22 protein-coding genes and 1 pseudogene are annotated in these 20,757 nt (G+C 52.8%); 8 read left to right on the forward strand and 15 right to left on the reverse strand.

From position 1 onward, the window contains the following. Positions 1-16: 16 nt before the first annotated feature. On the reverse strand, positions 17-640 hold the full coding sequence (gene gmk, locus APU11_RS00670; protein WP_013094883.1) for a guanylate kinase: 624 nt from the start codon (positions 638-640) through the stop codon (positions 17-19). 251 nt (positions 641-891) lie between these two features. On the opposite strand from gmk, the gene ligB reads away from it, so the two are divergent. Further along, a complete protein-coding gene (gene ligB / locus APU11_RS00675; RefSeq protein WP_058650582.1) occupies positions 892-2,562 on the forward strand; it encodes an NAD-dependent DNA ligase LigB in 1,671 nt (556 codons plus the stop codon). A gap of 2 nt (positions 2,563-2,564) precedes the next feature. Here the strand turns inward: ligB and APU11_RS00680 are convergent, their stop codons facing one another. Together APU11_RS00680 and APU11_RS00685 are read right to left on the reverse strand one after the other, a co-directional pair. Further along, complete coding sequence (locus APU11_RS00680; protein ID WP_058650583.1) at positions 2,565-3,182, reverse strand: trimeric intracellular cation channel family protein; 618 nt, start codon at positions 3,180-3,182, stop codon at positions 2,565-2,567. 205 nt (positions 3,183-3,387) lie between these two features. Continuing rightward, the gene (locus APU11_RS00685; RefSeq protein WP_013094887.1) at positions 3,388-4,251 is read right to left on the reverse strand and encodes a YicC/YloC family endoribonuclease; all 864 of its coding nucleotides are present in this window, start codon (positions 4,249-4,251) and stop codon (positions 3,388-3,390) included. Between the two features lie 125 nt (positions 4,252-4,376). Here APU11_RS00685 and rph point away from each other — a divergent pair, with 125 nt between their 5' ends. Together rph and pyrE are read left to right on the forward strand one after the other, a co-directional pair. Beyond that, positions 4,377-5,093: a ribonuclease PH gene (rph, locus tag APU11_RS00690; RefSeq protein WP_013094888.1), complete on the forward strand. Its 717-nt coding sequence runs from the start codon at positions 4,377-4,379 to the stop codon at positions 5,091-5,093. A 67-nt stretch (positions 5,094-5,160) separates the two neighbouring features. Further along, positions 5,161-5,802 carry an orotate phosphoribosyltransferase gene (gene pyrE, locus APU11_RS00695; protein WP_013094889.1) on the forward strand — a complete coding sequence of 214 codons (642 nt, stop codon included), beginning with the start codon at positions 5,161-5,163 and terminating at the stop codon, positions 5,800-5,802. A gap of 83 nt (positions 5,803-5,885) precedes the next feature. On the opposite strand, the gene slmA is transcribed toward pyrE, so the two are convergent. The 3 genes from slmA to coaBC all read right to left on the reverse strand — a co-directional run bounded on the left by slmA (position 5,886) and on the right by coaBC (position 8,250). Further along, on the reverse strand, positions 5,886-6,482 hold the full coding sequence (slmA, locus tag APU11_RS00700; RefSeq protein ID WP_013094890.1) for a nucleoid occlusion factor SlmA: 597 nt from the start codon (positions 6,480-6,482) through the stop codon (positions 5,886-5,888). Positions 6,483-6,602: 120 nt separating this feature from the next. Then, positions 6,603-7,061 (reverse strand): dUTP diphosphatase, encoded by a 459-nt coding sequence (gene dut / locus APU11_RS00705; protein ID WP_015570042.1) that lies wholly within the window; start codon positions 7,059-7,061, stop codon positions 6,603-6,605. Next, entirely contained in the window at positions 7,039-8,250 is a 1,212-nt protein-coding gene (gene coaBC / locus APU11_RS00710) for a bifunctional phosphopantothenoylcysteine decarboxylase/phosphopantothenate--cysteine ligase CoaBC (protein WP_029881894.1), read from the reverse strand. Before coaBC ends, dut begins: the two co-directional genes overlap by 23 nt. Positions 8,251-8,422: 172 nt before the next feature. Between coaBC and radC the strand changes: the two genes are divergently transcribed. The 4 genes from radC (at position 8,423) to mutM (ending at position 10,619) form a co-directional block, all read left to right on the forward strand. Continuing rightward, positions 8,423-9,091, forward strand: a complete 669-nt coding sequence (gene radC / locus APU11_RS00715) for a DNA repair protein RadC (protein ID WP_013094892.1) — start codon at positions 8,423-8,425, stop codon at positions 9,089-9,091. Between the two features lie 217 nt (positions 9,092-9,308). Then, positions 9,309-9,545, forward strand: a complete 237-nt coding sequence (gene rpmB / locus APU11_RS00720; protein WP_002436699.1) for a 50S ribosomal protein L28 — start codon at positions 9,309-9,311, stop codon at positions 9,543-9,545. A 22-nt stretch (positions 9,546-9,567) separates the two neighbouring features. Then, on the forward strand, positions 9,568-9,735 hold the full coding sequence (gene rpmG, locus APU11_RS00725; protein WP_013094893.1) for a 50S ribosomal protein L33: 168 nt from the start codon (positions 9,568-9,570) through the stop codon (positions 9,733-9,735). A 74-nt stretch (positions 9,736-9,809) separates the two neighbouring features. Beyond that, entirely contained in the window at positions 9,810-10,619 is an 810-nt protein-coding gene (gene mutM, locus APU11_RS00730) for a bifunctional DNA-formamidopyrimidine glycosylase/DNA-(apurinic or apyrimidinic site) lyase (protein ID WP_013094894.1), read from the forward strand. Positions 10,620-10,621: 2 nt separating this feature from the next. Here the strand turns inward: mutM and coaD are convergent, their stop codons facing one another. The 7 genes and pseudogenes from coaD to rfaQ form a co-directional block, all read right to left on the reverse strand. Then, positions 10,622-11,101: a pantetheine-phosphate adenylyltransferase gene (gene coaD / locus APU11_RS00735; protein ID WP_013094895.1), complete on the reverse strand. Its 480-nt coding sequence runs from the start codon at positions 11,099-11,101 to the stop codon at positions 10,622-10,624. Positions 11,102-11,104: 3 nt separating this feature from the next. Next, the gene (locus tag APU11_RS00740) at positions 11,105-11,875 is read right to left on the reverse strand and encodes a glycosyltransferase family 2 protein (RefSeq protein WP_058650584.1); all 771 of its coding nucleotides are present in this window, start codon (positions 11,873-11,875) and stop codon (positions 11,105-11,107) included. Then, on the reverse strand, positions 11,875-13,149 hold the full coding sequence (gene waaA / locus APU11_RS00745) for a lipid IV(A) 3-deoxy-D-manno-octulosonic acid transferase (RefSeq protein ID WP_013094897.1): 1,275 nt from the start codon (positions 13,147-13,149) through the stop codon (positions 11,875-11,877). The genes APU11_RS00740 and waaA overlap by 1 nt, the downstream gene beginning before the upstream one ends. A 66-nt stretch (positions 13,150-13,215) precedes the next feature. After that, positions 13,216-14,205: pseudogene (locus APU11_RS00750) on the reverse strand (glycosyltransferase). Positions 14,206-14,216: 11 nt separating this feature from the next. Further along, positions 14,217-15,317 carry a glycosyltransferase gene (locus APU11_RS00755; protein ID WP_029881896.1) on the reverse strand — a complete coding sequence of 367 codons (1,101 nt, stop codon included), beginning with the start codon at positions 15,315-15,317 and terminating at the stop codon, positions 14,217-14,219. A gap of 2 nt (positions 15,318-15,319) precedes the next feature. After that, a complete protein-coding gene (locus APU11_RS00760) occupies positions 15,320-16,447 on the reverse strand; it encodes a glycosyltransferase family 4 protein (protein ID WP_013094900.1) in 1,128 nt (375 codons plus the stop codon). Beyond that, a complete protein-coding gene (gene rfaQ, locus APU11_RS00765; RefSeq protein ID WP_072200336.1) occupies positions 16,444-17,514 on the reverse strand; it encodes a putative lipopolysaccharide heptosyltransferase III in 1,071 nt (356 codons plus the stop codon). Before rfaQ ends, APU11_RS00760 begins: the two co-directional genes overlap by 4 nt. Before the next feature lie 150 nt (positions 17,515-17,664). Here rfaQ and APU11_RS00770 point away from each other — a divergent pair, with 150 nt between their 5' ends. Beyond that, positions 17,665-18,621: a polysaccharide deacetylase family protein gene (locus APU11_RS00770; protein WP_013094902.1), complete on the forward strand. Its 957-nt coding sequence runs from the start codon at positions 17,665-17,667 to the stop codon at positions 18,619-18,621. Positions 18,622-18,644: 23 nt separating this feature from the next. Here the strand turns inward: APU11_RS00770 and APU11_RS00775 are convergent, their stop codons facing one another. Together APU11_RS00775 and APU11_RS00780 are read right to left on the reverse strand one after the other, a co-directional pair. After that, positions 18,645-19,856 carry an O-antigen ligase family protein gene (locus APU11_RS00775; protein ID WP_058650586.1) on the reverse strand — a complete coding sequence of 404 codons (1,212 nt, stop codon included), beginning with the start codon at positions 19,854-19,856 and terminating at the stop codon, positions 18,645-18,647. Further along, positions 19,844-20,752 carry a glycosyltransferase family 2 protein gene (locus APU11_RS00780; RefSeq protein ID WP_058650587.1) on the reverse strand — a complete coding sequence of 303 codons (909 nt, stop codon included), beginning with the start codon at positions 20,750-20,752 and terminating at the stop codon, positions 19,844-19,846. Before APU11_RS00780 ends, APU11_RS00775 begins: the two co-directional genes overlap by 13 nt. Between the last annotated feature and the right edge of the window lie 5 nt (positions 20,753-20,757).

The raw sequence follows: 20,757 nt of genomic DNA on the forward strand, positions 1-20,757 counted from the left end.
AATACTGAAAGTGGGTTCAGTCTGCCAACAGTTTGGTGATTAATGCGTCATGTCGCTGCTTCTGGCGGCTCATACGCAGACGTTCTGCGCGAAGGATGGTTTTGAGATCGCTCAGTGCGGCATCAAAATCATCATTCACAATAAGGTAATCATATTCGGCGTAATGGCTCATTTCTGCAACTGCCTGTTCCATTCGCTTTGCAATGACCTCTTCGCTGTCCTGACCGCGGCCACGCAGGCGGCGATCCAGCTCATCTTTCGACGGCGGTAAAATAAAGATACTGCGCGAATCAGGCATTTTCTTGCGAATTTGCTGTGCGCCCTGCCAGTCGATATCCAGGAACACATTCACGCCGGTTGCCAGAACCTGCTCAATGGTTTCACGCGAAGTACCGTAGTAGTTCCCGAAAACTTCTGCGTGTTCAAGAAACGCATCTCGGCCAATCATCGCTTTAAATTCGTCGTGATCGACAAAGAAATAGTGTTCACCGTGCACTTCACCCGGACGCGGTTTACGCGTGGTGTGTGAAACAGAAACCTGAGTGTCATACAACGGTTGGGTTTTTAACAGTGCCTGAATAAGGCTGGATTTACCCGCGCCACTAGGGGCAGAAACAATATAAAGCGTGCCTTGAGCCATGAGAGTCTTTTGTATGTGTTAACGAAGAAGTCCTACATACGGGCTTATTATACACGTCGCCGCTGTGTGACGTAGCCTTTGTCACACTTTTTCCCCTGGATTATTGCATTTTGCGTGTCGTTTTCAGGTTTTACCTGTGTTTTGCAGCAACATAAATTCACTCTGGATAGCGCCTCGCAAAGCGCAATGTTGCCATTAGCGTGGTTTTCGTCGCCGGGTTATACCTCCAGCAACGTAAAGGAGGGGTAGCAATGTGGCGATGGATAAGCGGCTTCATGCTGTTGTGGTGTGGTTCTGCGGCGGCGGTGTGCCCGGTGTGGTCTCAGGCGAGGGCGGAGAAAGAGATTGCGACGTTAAGTGCGCAAATCAAACGCTGGGATGACGCCTACTGGCAGCAGGGTATCAGCGAAGTGAACGATGAAGTGTATGACCAGCTCAACGAGCAGTTAAAACAGTGGCAGCACTGTTTTGGGCATGCATCACCTGACGCAGCACTTCCCGCCCTGACGGGACGTATCAAACACCCTGTCGCCCATACAGGGGTTCATAAGGTGAGCAGTAAAGAAGAGCTTGGCCAGTGGATGCATGCCCGGCGCAATCTCTGGATGCAACCCAAAGTTGACGGTGTAGCGGTAACGCTGGTGTATCGGGGTGGAACATTGGCTCAGGCCATTAGCCGTGGCGATGGGTTAAAAGGTGAAGACTGGACATCGCAGGTGCGTTTAATACCGTCGGTGCCACAACATCTTTCCGGTGCGCTGGCGAACAGCGTGTTACAGGGAGAGCTTTTTTGGCAGCGTGAAAACCACATTCAGCAGCAGATGGGCGGAATGAATGCACGCGCAAAAGTCGCAGGTGCGATGATGCGCCAGCAGGATAACGCGTTTTTGAGAGAGGTTGGGGTATTCATCTGGGCCTGGCCAGACGGGCCAAAAGAGATGAAAACCGCACTGGCGGAACTGTCTGACGCGGGGTTTACCCTGACGGCGCGCTATACCTTGCCCGTAGAGCATATTGAGGCCGTAGAAAAGCAGCGCTCAGCGTGGCACACCGCAGCATTACCCTTTGCCACGGACGGCATTGTGGTTCGCTCGGCGGATGAACTGCCGGGTGAAAACTGGCTGCCTGGAGAGGGCAGTTGGGTTGTTGCATGGAAATATCCCCCTGTCGCGCAGGTTGCTGAAGTATGGGATATTCACTTCACTGTGGGCCGTACGGGTAAAATTGCCGTTGTGGCGGCGCTGGAGCCGGTACGGCTGGATGATAAACAGGTGCAGCGGGTTAGCCTCGGGTCCGTTGGCCGCTGGCAAAGGCTGGATATCGCGCCGGGCGACCAGATCCAGGTAAGCCTGGCCGGGCAGGGGATCCCCCGATTCGACAAAGTCGTCTGGCGAGGGACCGACCGGCAAAAACCAGAACCTCCAGTCCCGCAGTACCATTCTCTCAGCTGTTTTTACGCTTCACCGGAATGTATGGAGCAGTTCTTTGCCCGGCTGACGTGGCTCAGTTCTAAGCAGGGGCTGGATATTGCCGGTCTAGGCGAGTCAGGCTGGCGGTCGCTCTGGCAGGCACATCGCTTTGAACATATTTTCTCATGGCTGTTGTTAACCCAGGCGCAGCTGCAAACCACGCCGGGGTTTTCGGCTGCACGCGGACTGGCGCTCTGGCATCAGTTTAATCTGGTGCGCGAGCGTCCTTTTATTCGTTGGATCATGGCGATGGGGGTTCCGCTGGCTCAGGCGACTCTGAAAGCCGCCGGAGAGCTATCATGGCAGACCATGCACCAGCGTAGCGCTATGGACTGGCAGACCTTGCCGGGGACCGGAGAGGAGAAAGCGCGGCAAATCGTTAACTGGCTCCACGCGCCGGAGGTGGATGTGCTGGCAAAGTGGCTGGCTGAACAGCACATCAAGGGATTCTGAAATTAGTGAGCGTTGTGTTTGTAGTGAAACACCGGCAGGCCGAGCTTCAGTCGCAACGCCAGCATGCGGGCCGTAAAGCCGAACAGCAGCGTGGAGATGACCACCACATCATGGTTCGAAACATAATGCTGCAGGGCAATATAGAGCACCGCTGCGGCGAAGGAGATGCCGGCATACAGCTCTTTTTGAAAGACCAGAGGAATACGTTTGCAGAACATATCGCGCAGCACGCCTCCAAACACCCCGGTCACCACGGCGGCAATGGTGGCGATAACTGGCCCTTCACCCATATCGAGCGCGATTTGTGCGCCAATGATAGAAAAGACAATCAGCCCGAGCGCATCAAGCACCAGAAACAGGCGACGCAGATGGGTCATAACGGGCGCGACAATGGTGGTTACTACGGCGGCGGTCGCCACAATAATCACGTACTCGGGGTTTTTCACCCAGCCCAGCGGGTAATGGCCCAGCAGAATATCGCGCACGGAACCTCCGCCCAGCGCGGTCGCTGTGGCAATAATGATTACGCCGAAGGTATCCATTCGGCGACGACCGGCTGCAAGCGCGCCAGTCATGGCTTCTGCAGTGATGCCAATGAGATAAAGAGTGTGAAGCAGCATATAACCTCCGGTGTGAAGCCGGGAAGGTTAACGTTTTGTGCGCACGATCACGATTGAGATTTTCTAAAGTGAGCGGGTTTGCCCTATAAAATTTTATCAACCCATAGTGGAGAAGGTTGATTGGTGGCGGAAGCGCGAGAAAAGACGGGTTAAAATGGATTAGAAATAGTAATGGGTGACGTCGGTCGACGCCACCCGAATAGTATTACTCAATATTCTGGATCTGCTCGCGCATCTGCTCAATCAGTACCTTGAGCTCAATGGCGGAATTCGTCACGTCGGCATTGATTGATTTAGACGCCAGGGTATTCGACTCGCGGTTGAACTCCTGCATCATAAAGTCGAGACGACGACCAACGGCTTCTTTCTTCTTCAGAATGTTGTAGGTCTCTTTAACGTGTGCTTCCAGACGGTCCAGCTCTTCGGCCACGTCAACGCGCTGCGCCATCAGCACCAGCTCTTGTTCCAGGCGGTTATTTTCCAGCTGAACTTCCGCTTCTTCCAGTTTGGCAACCAGACGCTCGCGCTGCCACTGCAGCACTTCCGGCATATGGGTACGTACTTTTGCCACTTCGGCGCTGACGCCTTCAAGGCGCTGTTCAATCATCGCTTTCAGCGCCTGGCCTTCGGTTTCGCGAGCAACGATAAAGTCATCCAGCGTGCTGTCGAGGGCGGCAAGGATTTCAGCGGCAATTGCATCCAGATCCTGCTCTCCGGCAGCCATGACGCCAGGCCAGCGCAGAATATCAACCGGATTAATTTCGCCTTCGTCGCTTTGCATTTTGACCCAGTTCGCCGCATTGACGAGCTGTTTTGCCAGTTTTTCGTTGAGGATCAGTTCGCCCTGCGCGCTGGCATCCGGCTCAAAACGCAGGTTACATTCCACTTTGCCGCGCGTCAGACGCGTACGGATACGCTCACGCACCACAGGCTCAAGGCTGCGGAACTGCTCCGGCATACGGAAATAGGTTTCCAGATAGCGCTGGTTTACCGAACGCATTTCCCAGGTAGCGCTACCCCAGCTACCCTTGATTTCACGCCGGGCGTAGGCGGTCATACTGCGGATCATAGATATTCCCGTTTTTAAAGGAGAGATGGGGGGATTATAGCTTTCAGGGGCTTCTCAGGATAGGAATAAGCGTCCTTTATCCGTATAATGCGCAGCCACATTCGTTTCAAGCCGGAGAATTCATCATGCGTCCAGCAGGTCGTAGCGCCAATCAGGTGCGTCCCGTCACCCTGACCCGTAACTATACAAAACACGCTGAAGGCTCCGTTCTGGTTGAGTTTGGTGACACCAAAGTGTTGTGCACGGCTTCCATTGAAGAAGGCGTTCCGCGTTTCCTGAAAGGTCAGGGCCAGGGCTGGATCACGGCTGAATATGGCATGCTGCCGCGTGCAACGCATACCCGTAATGCCCGTGAAGCGGCAAAGGGTAAGCAGGGCGGCCGTACCATGGAAATTCAGCGCCTCATCGCGCGTGCGCTGCGCGCCGCTGTTGATCTGAAAACGCTGGGCGAATTCACCATTACTCTGGACTGCGACGTCATTCAGGCTGACGGTGGCACGCGTACCGCATCGATTACCGGTGCCTGTGTGGCGCTGGCGGATGCCCTGAATAAACTGGTTGCGGCCGGTAAGCTGAAAACAAACCCAATGAAAGGGATGGTTGCCGCGGTGTCCGTCGGTATCGTTAACGGTGAAGCGCTTTGCGATCTGGAATACGTAGAAGACTCCGCTGCCGAAACTGACATGAACGTGGTGATGACCGAAGACGGACGTATCATTGAGGTGCAGGGCACCGCAGAAGGCGAACCGTTTACCCACGAAGAACTTCTCACCTTGCTGGCTCTGGCCCGAGGGGGAATTGAATCTATTGTAACGACGCAGAAAGCGGCGTTAGAAAATTGATTTTAAAGGCGACCAATGAGTCGCCTTTTTTTTGCCTGTAAGACAGAAAAGACAAAGGAGCGAATCCATGAAACCGTATCAGCGCCAGTTTATTGAGTTTGCGCTTAACAAGCAGGTCCTCAAGTTTGGCGAGTTTACGCTGAAATCCGGGCGCAAGAGCCCCTATTTCTTCAATGCCGGGCTGTTCAATACCGGGCGCGATCTGGCGCTGTTAGGCCGTTTCTATGCCGAAGCGCTGGTGGATTCAGGGATTGATTTCGACCTGCTGTTTGGCCCGGCCTATAAAGGCATTCCGATTGCGACCACCACCGCGGTTGCGCTGGCAGAACACCATGACCGCGACGTGCCGTACTGCTTTAACCGTAAAGAGGCCAAAACCCACGGTGAAGGCGGCAACCTGGTCGGCAGCCCACTGCAGGGGCGCGTGATGCTGGTGGACGACGTCATCACCGCGGGTACCGCCATTCGCGAATCCATGGAGATTATCCAGGCCAACGGCGCGACGCTGGCTGGCGTGTTGATTTCTCTGGACCGCCAGGAACGGGGTCGTGGTGAAATCTCGGCCATTCAGGAAGTTGAACGTGATTACAGCTGCAAAGTGACGTCAATCATCAACCTGAAAGACCTGATTGCGTATCTGGAAGAGAAGCCAGAGATGGCGGATCATCTGGCTGCGGTGCGGGCATATCGCGAAGAGTTTGGCGTGTAACGGAATTGCCCGGTGACGCGTTGCTTGCCGGGCCTGCGCAATTCGTAGGCCGGATAAGGCGAAGCCGCCATCCGGCAACGACTTTACTGCAACTGCGCCGCCACTAACGGCCAACGGGCGTCGAAATCGTCCGTTGGGCTGTATTTGAACTCACTGCGTACAAAACGGGAGAGCATCCCTTCGCAAAACGCCAGGATCTGGCTTGCCAGCAGCGTTTCATCCGTGCTGTAACCTTCGCCTTCACGCATTTTCTTCTCACGCAGTACCTGGCGCAGCTGCGCTTCAATACGTTCGAAAAGCTGGTTGATGCGACCCTGCAGTCTGTCCTGCTCAAACATCAGCGCATGGCCAGTCAGAATACGGGTCAGGCCCGGGTTACGTTCTCCAAATCCCAGAATCAACTGCACAATCAGACGCAGACGCGCGGTGGTGTCTTTTTCGTCTTTCAGAATCAGGTTGATGCGCGTGATCAGACTGTCTTCGATAAACTCGATCAGGCTGTCGAACATCCGGGTTTTGCTCGGGAAATGACGGTACAGCGCCGCTTCAGACACGCCTACAGAGGCGGCCAGTTTTGCGGTGGTGATGCGTTGACTGCCATCGCTGGATTCAAGCATCAGAGCCAGAGATTGAAGTATTTCTTCGCGACGGTTCCTTTTCGCGGTTTGTTTTTCTGCCATGTTGCAAAATACCCCTGAAAATAAGCACTTGTCAGGCTGGCATCCACACAGCGACCGCAAACTGGCGTTTGCGGTTTGTTATGACATTATGGCGCTGTGAGATGCGTGTCTGTCGGGCGGTTATTTGCGCCCGGAATGGCCGAAGCCGCCTTCGCCACGGTCGGTGGCATCAAAGTCTGCCACCAGGTTAAATTCTGCCTGCACCACAGGTACAAAGACCATCTGCGCGATACGCTCGCCCGGTTCAATGGTGAAGCTGTCCTGACCCCGGTTCCAGACGGAGACCATCAGCTGGCCCTGGTAGTCAGAGTCGATCAGGCCGACCAGGTTACCCAGCACGACACCATGCTTATGACCCAGGCCTGAACGTGGCAGGATCACCGCCGCCAGTGAAGGGTCAGCAATGTGAATCGCCAGGCCCGTTGGGATCAGGGTGGTCGCACCCGGAGCCAGTTCTACGGCGTCATCGAGACAGGCGCGCAGGTCAAGACCGGCAGAGCCGGAGGTGGCATAGGTTGGCAGCGGGAATTGCTCGCCAACACGCGGGTCCAGAATCTTAACGTCGATTTTTTTCATCATAACGGGTAACGATCTCGTCCAGTAATTGTTGGCCCAGGAGTTCCTTGCGCTCAAGCGGTAAGATTTTATCTCCATCCTGCCAGAAAAGGTGCAGTGCGTTGCTGTCGCTGTTAAATCCTTGCGTGGCCAGCGATACGTCATTCGCGCAAATCAAATCGAGGTTTTTGCGGGTACGTTTTTGCCGGGCATATTCTTCCACATTATTTGTTTCTGCGGCAAACCCAACAACGTAAGGACGATGGGTTTTCAGCGCGGCGACGCCAGCAACGATATCCGGGTTTTTCACCATTTTTAGTGTTAATTCATCGCCTTGCTTTTTGATTTTGGCATCAGAAATGGTCTCTGCGCGGTAGTCCGCGACGGCAGCACAACCGATAAAAATCTGCTGGTTTTGCGCATGGGCCTGTACCGCGGCCTCCATTTCCAGCGCGGTGGTGACATCAATACGCTGCACAAAAGGCGGCGTAGGTAAGGAGACCGGGCCACTGACCAGCGTGACGTTCGCGCCGCGTTTCGCCGCTGCGGCCGCAATCGCAAAGCCCATTTTACCGGAGCTGTGGTTGGTAATGTAACGTACCGGATCCAGCGGCTCGCGCGTTGGGCCGGCTGTAATCATGATGTTGAGATGTTGCAGGTCGTTGACAGGCGAAAAATGGGCCGCGGCCATATCGACAATAGTCAATGGATCAAGCATACGGCCTGGGCCGACATCGCCACAGGCCTGGCTCCCGCTGTCCGGCCCCCAGATCAGCAGGCCGCGCGAGGCCAGCGTCTGTAGATTATGCTGGGTCGCGGCATTGCGATACATCTGCTGATTCATGGCCGGCACGACGGCAACAGGAGCGGGCGTGGCCAGACAAATGGTCGAAACCAGATCGTTCGCCATCCCGGCGGCAACGCGGGCAATTAAATCGGCCGTGGCGGGGGCAAGGATAACCAGGTCTGCCCATTTCCCAAGCTCAATATGGCCCATCGCGGCTTCTGCGGCAGGGTCAAGCAGGCTGTCAGATACCGGGTATCCTGAAACGGCCTGCAGGCTCAGAGGAGTGATAAAGGCTTTTCCGCCTTCGGTTATCGCGACCCGTACGTCGGCCCCGCGCTCGCGCAGACGGCGCACCAGTTCCGGCGTTTTATAGGCTGCAATGCCGCCGCTAACGCCAAGAACGATTTTTTTACCGGCCAGGCTCATCATGATTCTTTCCTGTTGGGTTTCACCAGAGAGCGGGCATTTTATCACAATCCCAAAAACGGGGTGATCTTGTCCTTCGGTCACTTTGCGAGGCGTTACGCAAGAACGAGACGCGAGAGTCAGGTACCTGAGTAGCCTATGGCAAGATGGGCAAAAAACAGGGAGAAAAAGCATGGAAGACGAGGATGAACTGCTCTTACCGCGCGAAAAATTGCTGCGCTATGGCGTCACTTTGCTAAAAGATGAGGAACTGCTGGCGCTTTTTTTGCGCACCGGTACGCCGGGCAAAACGGTCTTTACGCTGGCAAAAGATCTGATAGGCCATTTTGGCTCACTCTACGGTTTGATGACGGCGGAACTGGCGGAGTTTGCGCATGTGGAGGGTATCGGTGTGGCGAAATATGCCCAGCTCAAGGGGATTGCCGAACTGGCCCGCCGTTTTCAGTGTGTTCGTATGCAGGAGGAGGACCCGATACTGACTCCTGCGATGACGCGCGAGTTTCTGCAAAGTCAGTTAACCGATATTGAACGCGAGATCTTTATGGTGATCTTTCTCGACAACCGGAACCGGGTTCTCAAGCATAGCCACCTTTTCTCGGGCACGCTAAGCCATGTAGAGGTTCATCCGCGTGAAATTGTGCGCGAAGCAATAAAATTGAATGCAGCCGGCGTAATACTCGCGCATAATCACCCTTCTGGCTGTGCAGAACCAAGCAGAGCTGACAAAGAGATCACCGACCGCATTGTCAAATGCTGTCAATTCATGGACATTCGTGTGCTGGACCATCTGATAATTGGCCGCGGAGAGTACCTTTCTTTTGCAGAACATGGCTGGATTTAGGCTATTTCTCGCGATCCATCGGGATCTTTGTCTGTTCGGGACTTGAGCACACCGCCGAGTCAGCGTATACTACGCCACCTTTGAGAATCTCGGGTTTGGCATTTGGGCCTGGCAATCGAGAGTTCAATAGAACTATGCGATGACCGGGCTGTAAAGCCTGACGAGGCGCCGATACCCCATACGAAGCTCGAGCTAATTTGATTTTTGGAGAATAGACATGTCCCGAGTCTGCCAAGTTACTGGCAAGCGTCCGGTGACCGGTAACAACCGTTCCCACGCACTGAACGCGACTAAACGCCGTTTCCTGCCGAACCTGCACTCTCACCGTTTCTGGGTTGAGAGCGAGAAGCGTTTTGTCACCCTGCGCGTATCTGCTAAAGGTATGCGTGTAATTGATAAGAAAGGCATCGATACAGTTCTGTCCGAACTGCGTGCCCGTGGCGAAAAGTACTAAGTACTTAAAGAGGAAATAAATCATGGCTAAAGGTATTCGCGAGAAAATCAAGCTGGTTTCTTCTGCTGGTACAGGTCACTTCTACACCACCACGAAGAACAAACGTACTAAGCCGGAAAAACTGGAACTGAAAAAATTCGATCCAGTTGTACGCCAGCACGTAATGTACAAAGAAGCTAAAATCAAATAATTTTAGCCTCCTTGTATTGAAAAACCCCGCAACTGCGGGGTTTTTTGCATTCTGCATCTTACTACGGAGGAATCATGCCTGAATTACCTGAGGTGGAGACCAGCCGCCGCGGTATTGAGCCGCATCTGGTCGGCGCGACTATTCTTCATGCTACCGTGCGTAACGGTCGCCTCCGTTGGCCGGTTTCTGATGAGATCCATGCGTTAAGCGATAAACCGATCCTCAGCGTCCAGCGCCGCGCGAAATATCTGCTCCTGGAGCTGCCCGATGGCTGGATCATCATTCATCTTGGCATGTCCGGCAGCCTGCGGATCCTCACTGAAGAGCTGCCTGCGGAAAAGCATGACCATGTCGATCTGGTGATGAGTAACGGCAAAGTGTTGCGTTATACCGATCCCCGCCGCTTTGGCGCATGGTTGTGGACCAAAGAACTGGAAGGACATAGCGTACTGGCACATCTGGGGCCAGAGCCGCTTTCAGAAGCGTTTAACGCGGAATACCTGAAAGCGAAGTGTGCGAAAAAGAAAACCCCGATTAAACCCTGGCTGATGGATAACAAGCTGGTGGTCGGCGTGGGGAATATCTATGCCAGCGAATCGCTGTTTGCGGCCGGGATCCATCCCGATCGGCTAGCCTCTTCGCTGTCGGCGCAGGAGTGTGAGCTGCTGGTGCGGGTGATTAAAGCGGTGCTGCTTCGCTCAATTGAGCAGGGGGGAACGACGCTGAAGGACTTCCTGCAAAGCGATGGTAAGCCAGGCTATTTTGCTCAGGAGCTGCAGGTGTATGGCCGCAAAGGCGAGCCGTGCAGGGTGTGTGGAACGCCGATCATCGCAACAAAGCATGCCCAGCGCGCCACATTCTATTGCCGTCAGTGCCAGAAATAGCGCTACTTTAGCTTGTCCATCAACGCCTGGTGGACGTTAACCGGCAGGAAATGGGTAACGTCCCCGTGATGACGCGCCACCTCTTTCACCAGCGTGGAAGAGATGAACGACCACTCCTTGGATGGCATCAGAAATACGCTTTCCAGCTCCGGCATCAAATGACGATTCATATGCGCCAGCTGCATCTCATACTCGAAGTCTGCCACCGCGCGTAAGCCACGGATCAGAATCGTCGCCTGCTGAGCGCGGGCAAAATTGGCCATCAGATCGCTGAAGCCCACCACCTCCACGTTTGGCAGGTGCGCAATGGCCTCGGTGGCAAGCGCGACGCGCTCGTTCAGGTCAAACATCGGTTTTTTACTGGGGCTGGCAGCAATCGCCAGAATCACCTTGTCGAACATGCACGCCGCACGGGTGATGATATCAAGATGACCATTGGTGATCGGATCAAAGGTACCTGGATAAATCGCTTTTGTGCTCATGGCTCACGTTTTCTCTGAGTAGCCGCGGCTGAGCGCCCACAGCTCGGTGTATTTGTTGAAAGTATACTGGGCATTTACCACGGCCAGTAACCAGCCCTGTTTACCGTCCAGCACGCCACCACGCAGCAGCAGCGTTTTCAGAAACGCCCCCAGCGTATGGGTGAAGATACCTGTCAGCGTGGCCTTCTTGCCGCGCTGATGGCGCTCCTGTGCCCAGGCGGTGGCATAGTTGAGCTGTTTACGCTGGAAGCTGGCGAAATCCCGGCAGGTCAGGTGCAAAAGATCGCCCGTCAGAGGGACGACTGGCGCACTGTCGCAGGCCAGGGATTCATGGACCAGATTATGATTGTACTGATACCGCTCGCGCTCGTAGAGGCGCGTGACCCGGTCGGGGTACCAGCCGCTGTGACGCATAAAACGGCCAAGGAAATAGTTACGACGCGCAATGCTGTAGACCGTGCCCGGCGTTGGTGCGGCGAGCACCGCCTGAATAGCCTGACGCAGCTCCGGCGTGATGCGCTCGTCTGTGTCGAGCATCAGTACATAATCACCGGTGGCATATCCCTGCGCGCGCTGGCGCTGGATGCCATAACCTTGCCAGTCGGTGTTGGTATAGACTTTTGCACCTGCTGCGCGGGCAACGTCCGCCGTGTTGTCTTCACTGCCGGAGTCAAGCAGGATAATTTCGTCAGCCCAGGCAACGGAGGCCAGGCAATCCGGAAGCAGGTCGGCAGCGTTTTTGGCGATCAGAACGACCGACAGGCGCGTTGACATTAGTGGCTCCGCTGCGGCAGATAAGGTTGCAGAAGCTGCAGCAGACGGGTGAGGGCGCCCTGGTTCTGATGCAGCACTTCGACGGCATGACGACCGTACCACAGGCGGTAATCTTCGTCGGTCAGCAGAGTCGAGACCTCTTTGACCACCGAATCTGCATCGGTCACGGTAATTAACCCTTCCGCTTGCTGCAATTTCGCACAGATGTCTTTGAAGTTGAAGGTATGTGGACCCATCAGCACGGGAATGGCATGGGCCGCTGGCTCCAGCGGGTTATGGCCACCACGCTCCACCAGGCTGCCGCCAACAAAGGCCAGATCAGCGATGCCATACAGCAGCATCAGCTCGCCCATGGTATCGCCAATAACCACCTGCGTGCTGGTGGAGGGGATCTCACCGCTGCTGCGCAGGGTGAAGCTGAAGCCGCCTTTTTGCACCATTTCACGGGCGTCTTTAAAACGCTCGGGATGGCGAGGCACCAGAATCAGCAGCAAATCGGGGAATTTCTCCAGCAGCTTACGATGCGCCTGCAGGATAATCGCCTCTTCGCCATCATGGGTGCTGGTCGCAATCCAGACCTGGCGACGCGGTGCCCACTGGCGGCGCAGCGTGATAGCACGCGCGGCAAGTTCAGGCGTGACGGAGATATCGAATTTCAGACTGCCTGTCACCGCCAGCTGGTTGCGTTTCAGGCCAAGCGAGATAAAGCGCGCTGCGTCTTCTTCGTTTTGCGCAGCAATCAGCGTGATTTTGCTGAGCAGGCGGCGCATAAATTTCCCCAGCTTGCCGTAGCCTTTCGCCGACCGCTCAGACAGACGCGCGTTAGCGATCACCAGTGGAATCTTACGGGCATGCAGAGCGGAAATCATATTCGGCCACAGCTCGGTTTCCATCACGATCACCAGTTTAGGGCGAACGGTTTCCAGAAAACGGTTCATGGCGCAGGGAAGGTCGTAAGGCAGATAGACGTGATGCACGTCTTTACCGAAGGCGGACATCACGCGCTCAGAGCCGGTCGGCGTCATTGTCGTGACGGTGATCGGCAGCGACGGATAACGGTGACGCAGGGCGCGAACCAGCGGGATCGCTGCCAGCGTTTCGCCAACAGAAACGGAATGCAGCAAAATACCGTCCGGGGCAACTTTATTGCGACAGAAGCCATAGCGTTCAGCCCAGCGTTTTCGGTACGCAGGCGCTTTACGGCTACGAAGCAGCAGTCTCAGCCACACCAGTGGCTGAATGATATAGAGCAGGGCGGTATACAACAATTCCAAGCGATTATCCGTCTTTTTAGTTTCGGCGGGCAAATTCTAAGCATTTGGGCCAGGTAAAGCTATCTCTTATGCCACATAGCGCTTCAAACGGAAGTAACGACGGCCCAGTCGCCAGCGCAGTCGGGGACTTTTTGCATTTTTCCAGATGAGTTTCCAGATCCCTTTATCGAAAAACTCTTTGATAATAAATGCCTTTTTCTGCTCATCTTTCATGTTGTCGAAAGTATGAATGATGCCCAGCCCTTCTTTGGCAATTTGCCAGTGGCAAGCAGGGATCCCTTTCACTTTATCGGGGTAGCGCTGATTAATGGCATCGAGCATCTGCAGGATTTTCATGTAGTGACGCGCCGAGCGAATGAGCGTGTCGTCATTGTCCGGCATATGAGACACCGACGCAGAGTGAATGTAGTAGTCGTAGTAACGTTCACTGGTGTACTGCACCCGCTCCGCCGCCAGCAGTACTTCTGTGGTCCACGGAATATCCTGATGGCGCAACCCCGGTTCAAAGTGAAAACCGTGCTCGCGAATAAAGTCATGACGATAGATGTTCAGCCAGGTCACGTGCAGGAACTTACGGGAGTCGAGCGCCATTTTGAGCCATGCAGGGCCGGACATGACGCCCGTTGATGCCAGTTTGTCTTCAGGGAAAATAGGGCGTGAAGGCTTCTTATTATTTTCCCAGACGTAGTTGCCGTTACAGGTAGCGACATCAAGACGTTGCGTAACAGCCATATCAAGCAGGTGCTGATACATGCCGGGTTTAAAGACATCATCAATATCAGGGAAAGAAAGATATTGGCCCGTCGCGACGGCCAGACCGGTATTACGCGCGATGGATACGCCCTGATTTTACTGCTCAATAACCTGCATCTGCGGCAGCTTTTCGCGCCAGTTTTCGACGATCTGCATCGAACGGTCCGTGGAGCCGTCATTGACGATGATGAGTTCCATGCTGTCGATGCGTTGATCCACAAGGCAGGTAAAGAACTGATCCAGGAACGCTTCACCGTTATAAACGGCTACCACCACGCTTAATAATGGCGCTGAATTTTGCATAAGAAACCTGATTATTTTTGATTGTCGACCAAAGCAATATATTGCTGGCAAATGGCCTTGATACCGAACGATGCAATGGTTGCGCGATCAACGACCGGTGGAGAGGTATAAATATCCGCCAGCGTTTTTGCCAGAGACTCGTCATTCATCTCTGCCAGACCGCGGGATAAGTCTCCCTTGAGGATTTCGGCGGGGCCACCTGGACAATGTGTACTGACGGGTGGCGTCTGGCAGATAATGGATTCAACCAGCACATTACCAAAACCTTCGCAGTCAGAACTTAACACTAAAAGGCGTGCCCCTTTAATCCAGGGATAAGGATTAGGTTCGAACGGACGGAAAACCGTTTTGTCTTCAATGCCCAGTTCGCGGGCAAGCTGCTTAAGCTTTTGAATTTTAGCCTCAGAGCCATTGCCCATCATAACCAGCGTGGTATTGAGCTGACTCAGCGCGAACGCCCGTAGCAGGCGATCGTGGCGCTTGTGTTCATGGAAGCGGCCGACGTGAATGATGTAATCCTTTCCCTGCATCTCAAAGGGGGCGTCCGCCAGACGCTGGATTTCAGGAATATCAAAAGGATTATGGATTACCGCCGTGCGTCGGAGATTCAGGGCCAGCGTTTCTGAAAGATCTTTCAACACGGCGCCTGAGACGGCGACCACGTTGCGGTTTTCGTAGGTATGGCGAATTTTAGTGTGCTTAAACCAGCGTGAAAGCCCACGGCGATGGCGAAGGTAGGAGAATGAGAACATGCCATGCACGCAGAACCACACTTTATCGCGCTCCAGGGCGCGGCAGTGCGCCACGATGCGGTCAGTTTTGTGCAGATGCGAGAACACCACATCAAATTTGCCGCTGCGCTCCGCCCGCTCGATAGCCTGATCCAGCAGCCTGGCGCGGCGTGGGATCTCCGTCAGCTTCCGCCACGGTTTTTTGCAGGTATCCTGAACGACCTGATAATCGATGCCTTCCGGAATGGCGTAGTCGCACACTTTCCGCAGCGAGAAGAGAGAGACCTGATGCCCCATCTCTGTTAATCCGCTGGAGAGTGTAAGAACCGTTTTTTCAGCTCCTCCACCGGGTAAACCATCAATAATCATTAGGATGCGCATTTTTAATCCAGTAATTTTTGATAAAGCGAAATAAGCTGACTTGACAGTTTTTCGGGGGTGGCGTCTTTTACACGTTCCCGTGCCGCTCGTCCCATATCGTTATTTTTTTCCAGCGAAGGGGTGGCCGCTACCGCCTCCTTCAGGGTGCTGATATCAAGTGCGTCACAGTAAAATCCGTTCTGGCCTTGCTGAATAAATTCTGCCCCACCGCAACTCTCTGATGTAATGACCGGCAAACCGCAGGCCATCGCTTCAAGAATGACGTTAGGGAAAGGATCATACAGCGTTGGTAGCAGTAAACCATCAGATAGCTGATAAAATGGCAGCGTCTCTTTTTGCATCCCCAGAAAACGGATTTGCCCCTCGCAGCCTAATGAACGGGCGAGGTCGCGATAGCGACGTTCTGCTTTATCCTGCCCAACCACAATCAGCCATGCCGCAGTACCCGCAACGGCGCGTATAGCGCTGGCCAATCCTTTTCGTTCAAATCCTGACCCTACGAAGCAGAAAATGACGGCATCGGTCGGCAAACCAAACTGCTGACGCAATGCGATACGTTGTGCCTCTTCTGCCGGAACGAAACGGGTGGAGTCAATTGAATTATAAATCACATGTATTTTTTTTGCGTCAATATCAAAGTCTTCGACGATTTCGCGCTTGATCATCTCCGCATTACAGATAACCGCCTTTAACTCCGGCGCCTGGTACATTTCACGCTCGGCATTCATCACATAGCGGTGATAGCGATCATGCATCAGCAGTTTTGCACGCCAGGCAGGCAGAATGCGTGCGCGCTGCAGGAGCCAGCGTCGGTGTACGCCGTCGCCTGCACGATAAATGTCACAGCCCGGAATGCGCTCGTGGCTTTGCACAATATCAAACTGCTGCTGCTGCCAGAGCGCACGTGCGGCATGCGCAAATCCGCGCTCGCGGCTGATGCGGCCCCATTTGCGCGGATCGCAAATATGAATATGCCAGTCGTCCTGCTTCTCACCCTGCCACTCGCGCGTGATGACGTTGAGCTCGAGATTTTGGTTGCTCAGCGCGGTAAGGGCGCGAGACACGAAGCGTTCTGCCCCGCCATCCGGGCGATACTTTTGGCGAACAATCGCCAGGCGATGGTGTTTCATGACAGATATCTCCTTGCGGCGGAGACGACAGCATCAACGGGAATGGCGTCGAGATAGCGTTCTTTTGTTTTGGTATCAATGGCGTCTGGATCGGGCAGTGGGCCGTAATCACCTGCCCAGATGACTTCCCCATTAACCTGCCAGGGTGACCAGAAGGTAAGTTTTGATGGGCCAAACAATGCCACACAGGGGGTCTGAAGCGCAGCGGCCATATGCATCGGAACGGAGTCAACGCCAATAAACAGAGACGCATGATCGATAAGCGAAGCCAGTTGACGCAACGTGAGCTGACCTGCCAGCGAGACGACTCCCGTCGCTGGCGAGGCGGCGAGAATGCGATCGATCATCGCCAGCTCTTTTTTATCCGGCCCGGCGGTGAGGACGACAGTGTGGCCATCCTGCTGCAGCGCCGTGATGGTTTGCGCCATTTTGCCTTCGTTCCAACATTTAAAGAACCAGCGCGACGTAGGCTGAATCACGATGTAGTTGTCTCCCACACCGTTTTGCATCAACTTTTGGTGAGCCTCGTGCCAGTCTTCAGCATGGTAGGCCATGGTTACGGCAGGTTGAGCTGTGACCGGTAATGGCGACAAAATAGAGAGGTTCTGTTCGACAGTGTGCAGCGCGTTGTGCCCGGCCACAGAGACCAAATCGCTATGGCAAAACCGCCAGAATGCGTTGTTGCGCTTGTTAAAAGCGAACCCGAGTCGTACCGGTGCGCCGGTGAAACGGGTAACGATAGCGCTGCGCCACTGATCGGCAAGATTAATCACCAGGTGATAATGCTGTTTCCTTAACGCACAGAGCAACTGCCACTCTTTTTGCAGATGTTTCAGCGTGCCCAGCTGCTTCCATTTACGGTCGATCCCGTAAACAGTACCGATCGCCCGGTGTGCGGCGAGCATATCGCGGGTTTCTTCATACAACAGCACATCAATCTGTGCCTGCGGCCATTTTTGACGTAACGAATCAATGACGGGAGTGGTCAGCAACATGTCGCCATGATGGCGGAGTTTGATAAGTAAAATGCGCAAATCAGGCGTGTCAGGTAAGTTATTCATCATCATCTTATTGGCGTTGTACTGTTGGCAATTCTAATAGACCTGATAGCGACTTGCACTCTTTCTCCATAATCTCAGGAAATTCCCTGGAAGGGTTTACTCATGCTTCGGTGAGTGCGTAACATAGCGCTAACTTTCCTGTCTTGCGGACTCATTATGAAAAAACCAGCGTTTATCATCACGATTGATACTGAAGGCGATAATCTCTGGCAAAATCACCGCGTCATTAAAACGGAGAATGCGCGCTATCTGGCGCGATTCCAGACGCTTTGTGAGCGTTTCGGTTTCAAACCCGTATGGCTGACAAATTATGAGATGGCGATTGAGCCGGTTTTCATTGAGTTTGCCAAAGATGTGATCGCCCGCGGTCAGGGTGAAGTCGGGATGCACCTTCACGCGTGGAATAGCCCTCCTGAACACGATCTCACCGGAGATGACTGGCGCTGGCAGCCGTATTTGATTGAATTTTCAGATGAGGTGATGCGCGAGAAAGTGTTGTTCATGACCCGTCTGCTGGAAGAGACCTTCCAGACCAAAATGTTAAGCCATCGCGCCGGGCGCTGGGCCTTTGATAGCCGTTACGCCAGACTGCTGATCGAACTGGGCTACCAGGTTGATTGCTCTGTTACGCCGCGCGTGAACTGGCGTAACGCGAAAGGCGCCCCGCAGGGGAATGGCGGAACCAATTATCAGCACTTTCCAGACCACGCCTACTTTATTGATACAGACGATATCTCACGAGCGGGCAATAGCCCCTTACTCGAAGTGCCGATGAGCATCCAGTATAAGCATCCGGCCTGGTTGAACACCGTCAAACAGGGCTACGATCGCCTGCGCGGTAAATATCGATCACCGTCCGTAAACTGGTTGAGACCGTCCGGTGGTAATGCGTCGCAGATGATTCAGGTCGCACAGCAATGCCTGTCTCAGGGACATGACTACGTGGAGTTTATGCTGCATTCCTCGGAATTTATGCCGGGCGGAAGTCCTACGTTTAAAGATGAGGCGGCGATTGAAGGATTGTATCAGGATCTGGAAGTGCTCTTTAGCTGGTTATCCGATAAGACGGTTGGGATGACGTTGGCGGAGTTTTATCAATACAAGAAAAATTAATGCCCGCATCGCGGGCATTATGATTATTGTCGCTTTGTTTGCGAAAACGAGGTGCTTAATGCAAAAAGTGTCATGAAGAAAATTAAGGCTTCTGAACTCAATAGCATCACATCTGTCAGTCCGTAGAGCAGTAAGAGAAGCATAGCCGTTAACAGCAGACCATTTCTGTTTGTCATGGCGTATACAATCATCGAAACGTAGAAAAAGAGTAAAACTGCCAGACCTGGGATCCCTTGCAGAGAGTATTTTTCAATAAATTCATTATGCAAATGAATTCGCATGTATCCAAGTGCAGCGGCAACATGCGCATGGCCCTCTTTTACATACTGTTTTGCCCAGATTTCCCTGCTTTCAATAGACTGTCCCAGAGGATGGGCAAGGCCAGTCATTATTCCCACATTCCACATAGAAAAACGCGCACCGAGGGATGTTGCATCGTGGCCTTTTTGATATTTGGTTATCTCATTTTGAGTTTGTTCAATTTTTGGTGAAATCAACGGCTTGTAACTGACGATAATGATACCCGCAACAATACATAAGAAAATCATCAGCGATTTAAGATGAATTCTTCTAAATTGATAAAGCGTGAGAACAATAGCCAGTATGAGGTAGAGTCCCATAGCAGCACGCGTGGCGGTCAATAAAATTACGAAGTAAGACAGCAACACAACGAAACCAGCCAGTAAGTACAGTTTCACATTTTGCTGAAGATACAAGCTATAAACGAACGCTAACGAAAGAACAGAGTAGATGTAAGCCGCAATTGTTGGCCGATTGATAGCCATCTCGACGCGATCAATACCTTGTATGGCCTGGAAAAGCCCATATCCTGTAGCCAGTACAAAGCCAACTGAAGTAGCAATTAAGAAATATTTTTGGAAATTCTGTTTCGTTACATGAGATTTAAAGCGATCCAGATAGAAGATCAAAAAACTTGCCAGTATTAATTTCTTACTTGCTCCAAGATAATCACTATATGTGTTTAACCCCTCATTATGGAATTCATAAGAGAAATACCAGATCAGGTTAAGGATCCCCACCAGAAGTACAGGATATGCGATGCTAAAAGGCCTCCAGGTGATTTTTTTATACTCAACGGCTAAGCCTAAAATACTGGCATAGATAGCAATATAGAAAAATTCTCTTTGTTTACCTGAACTAACCAGCACCAATGCTAAAGACACAAGGCTTAGCGTGAGCGTTAACTGATAAAGTCTTAACTTTACTTTTTCCATAATGCCTCAATAACCCTTTTTTTATAGCTGAAGCGAACATCGCTGGATAAGAAAAATGAGAGAGAATAAAGTGCTTTTACCCGTTGTTTAACAAGCTGGAAATGCTGGTCGGTCAGATGTTGCCGATGATTACTGTAAATATCAAACCAATGACAATTTATGAGATGTTGAAACGGCTGCGGGAATGTTTTTTCCATCAGCAATGTGCATTCTACAAGCGTTTTGATTTTGCTCGCGTCGAGTTTGCTCGACAAACTGTCGCTACGCTTGATGTAGTAATAGTGCCCGCGACGTTGATAGGCTATTTTACTCGATTGCATCAACATGCCAGGGAATACCGCAAAATCCTCATAACACACCATCGAAGGAATCGGATTACTTTCGTATAACTTGCGATGAATGAATTGACCAATGAGATGTGCCTGGAAATCTTTATGCAGCAGGAAACGTTTTATAGCCTCCCGTTGCGACAACGCAACGGGAGAAAATCCTTGCCAGTTGGGGGTGATTTTTTTGATATCACGAATTTCTAGCAGACGCGTCAGCAGCATATCAGGACGCTCTGTCTTGAGGAATGCTACAGCGTCCCTGATGCTACCCGGTTTCAGTCGGTCATCACTATCCAGCATCGTAATGTAGTCACCTGATGCCAGAGAGAATGCGCTGTTGCGAACAAGGCCAACATTACGAAACTGAACGTGCCGGGAGTGCACATTCGGAAACGCTGGCAACCACGTCTCAATAATATCTTGCGTGGAATCATCGGAGCTGTCGTTAAAGATAATTACCTCAACATCGTCGCCCGCATTATCGATGGCATTGTGCAGGCTTTCTAACGTTGTGTGAAGGGTATCTTCGGCGTTATGTGCAGCAATAATGATGCTTAGAAAAGCCATAAAAA

Source organism: Enterobacter sp. 50793107 (assembly GCF_001463365.1).
Taxonomy (GTDB): domain Bacteria; phylum Pseudomonadota; class Gammaproteobacteria; order Enterobacterales; family Enterobacteriaceae; genus Enterobacter; species Enterobacter cloacae.

Excerpts from the sequence above, each read along its gene's own strand:
- coaD (WP_013094895.1), bottom strand. The coding sequence starts at position 11,101 with ATGAGCACAAAAGCGATTTATCCAGGTACCTTTGATCCGATCACCAAT.
- rpmG (WP_013094893.1), top strand. The coding sequence starts at position 9,568 with ATGGCTAAAGGTATTCGCGAGAAAATCAAGCTGGTTTCTTCTGCTGGT.
- rpmB (WP_002436699.1), top strand. The coding sequence starts at position 9,309 with ATGTCCCGAGTCTGCCAAGTTACTGGCAAGCGTCCGGTGACCGGTAAC.
- APU11_RS00780 (WP_058650587.1), bottom strand. The coding sequence starts at position 20,752 with ATGGCTTTTCTAAGCATCATTATTGCTGCACATAACGCCGAAGATACC.
- APU11_RS00770 (WP_013094902.1), top strand. The coding sequence starts at position 17,665 with ATGAAAAAACCAGCGTTTATCATCACGATTGATACTGAAGGCGATAAT.
- APU11_RS00755 (WP_029881896.1), bottom strand. The coding sequence starts at position 15,317 with ATGCGCATCCTAATGATTATTGATGGTTTACCCGGTGGAGGAGCTGAA.
- rph (WP_013094888.1), top strand. The coding sequence starts at position 4,377 with ATGCGTCCAGCAGGTCGTAGCGCCAATCAGGTGCGTCCCGTCACCCTG.
- pyrE (WP_013094889.1), top strand. The coding sequence starts at position 5,161 with ATGAAACCGTATCAGCGCCAGTTTATTGAGTTTGCGCTTAACAAGCAG.
- APU11_RS00685 (WP_013094887.1), bottom strand. The coding sequence starts at position 4,251 with ATGATCCGCAGTATGACCGCCTACGCCCGGCGTGAAATCAAGGGTAGC.
- slmA (WP_013094890.1), bottom strand. The coding sequence starts at position 6,482 with ATGGCAGAAAAACAAACCGCGAAAAGGAACCGTCGCGAAGAAATACTT.
- coaBC (WP_029881894.1), bottom strand. The coding sequence starts at position 8,250 with ATGAGCCTGGCCGGTAAAAAAATCGTTCTTGGCGTTAGCGGCGGCATT.
- ligB (WP_058650582.1), top strand. The coding sequence starts at position 892 with ATGTGGCGATGGATAAGCGGCTTCATGCTGTTGTGGTGTGGTTCTGCG.
- APU11_RS00760 (WP_013094900.1), bottom strand. The coding sequence starts at position 16,447 with ATGAAACACCATCGCCTGGCGATTGTTCGCCAAAAGTATCGCCCGGAT.
- rfaQ (WP_072200336.1), bottom strand. The coding sequence starts at position 17,514 with ATGATGATGAATAACTTACCTGACACGCCTGATTTGCGCATTTTACTT.
- APU11_RS00775 (WP_058650586.1), bottom strand. The coding sequence starts at position 19,856 with ATGGAAAAAGTAAAGTTAAGACTTTATCAGTTAACGCTCACGCTAAGC.
- APU11_RS00680 (WP_058650583.1), bottom strand. The coding sequence starts at position 3,182 with ATGCTGCTTCACACTCTTTATCTCATTGGCATCACTGCAGAAGCCATG.
- dut (WP_015570042.1), bottom strand. The coding sequence starts at position 7,061 with ATGATGAAAAAAATCGACGTTAAGATTCTGGACCCGCGTGTTGGCGAG.
- gmk (WP_013094883.1), bottom strand. The coding sequence starts at position 640 with ATGGCTCAAGGCACGCTTTATATTGTTTCTGCCCCTAGTGGCGCGGGT.
- APU11_RS00740 (WP_058650584.1), bottom strand. The coding sequence starts at position 11,875 with ATGTCAACGCGCCTGTCGGTCGTTCTGATCGCCAAAAACGCTGCCGAC.
- radC (WP_013094892.1), top strand. The coding sequence starts at position 8,423 with ATGGAAGACGAGGATGAACTGCTCTTACCGCGCGAAAAATTGCTGCGC.
- mutM (WP_013094894.1), top strand. The coding sequence starts at position 9,810 with ATGCCTGAATTACCTGAGGTGGAGACCAGCCGCCGCGGTATTGAGCCG.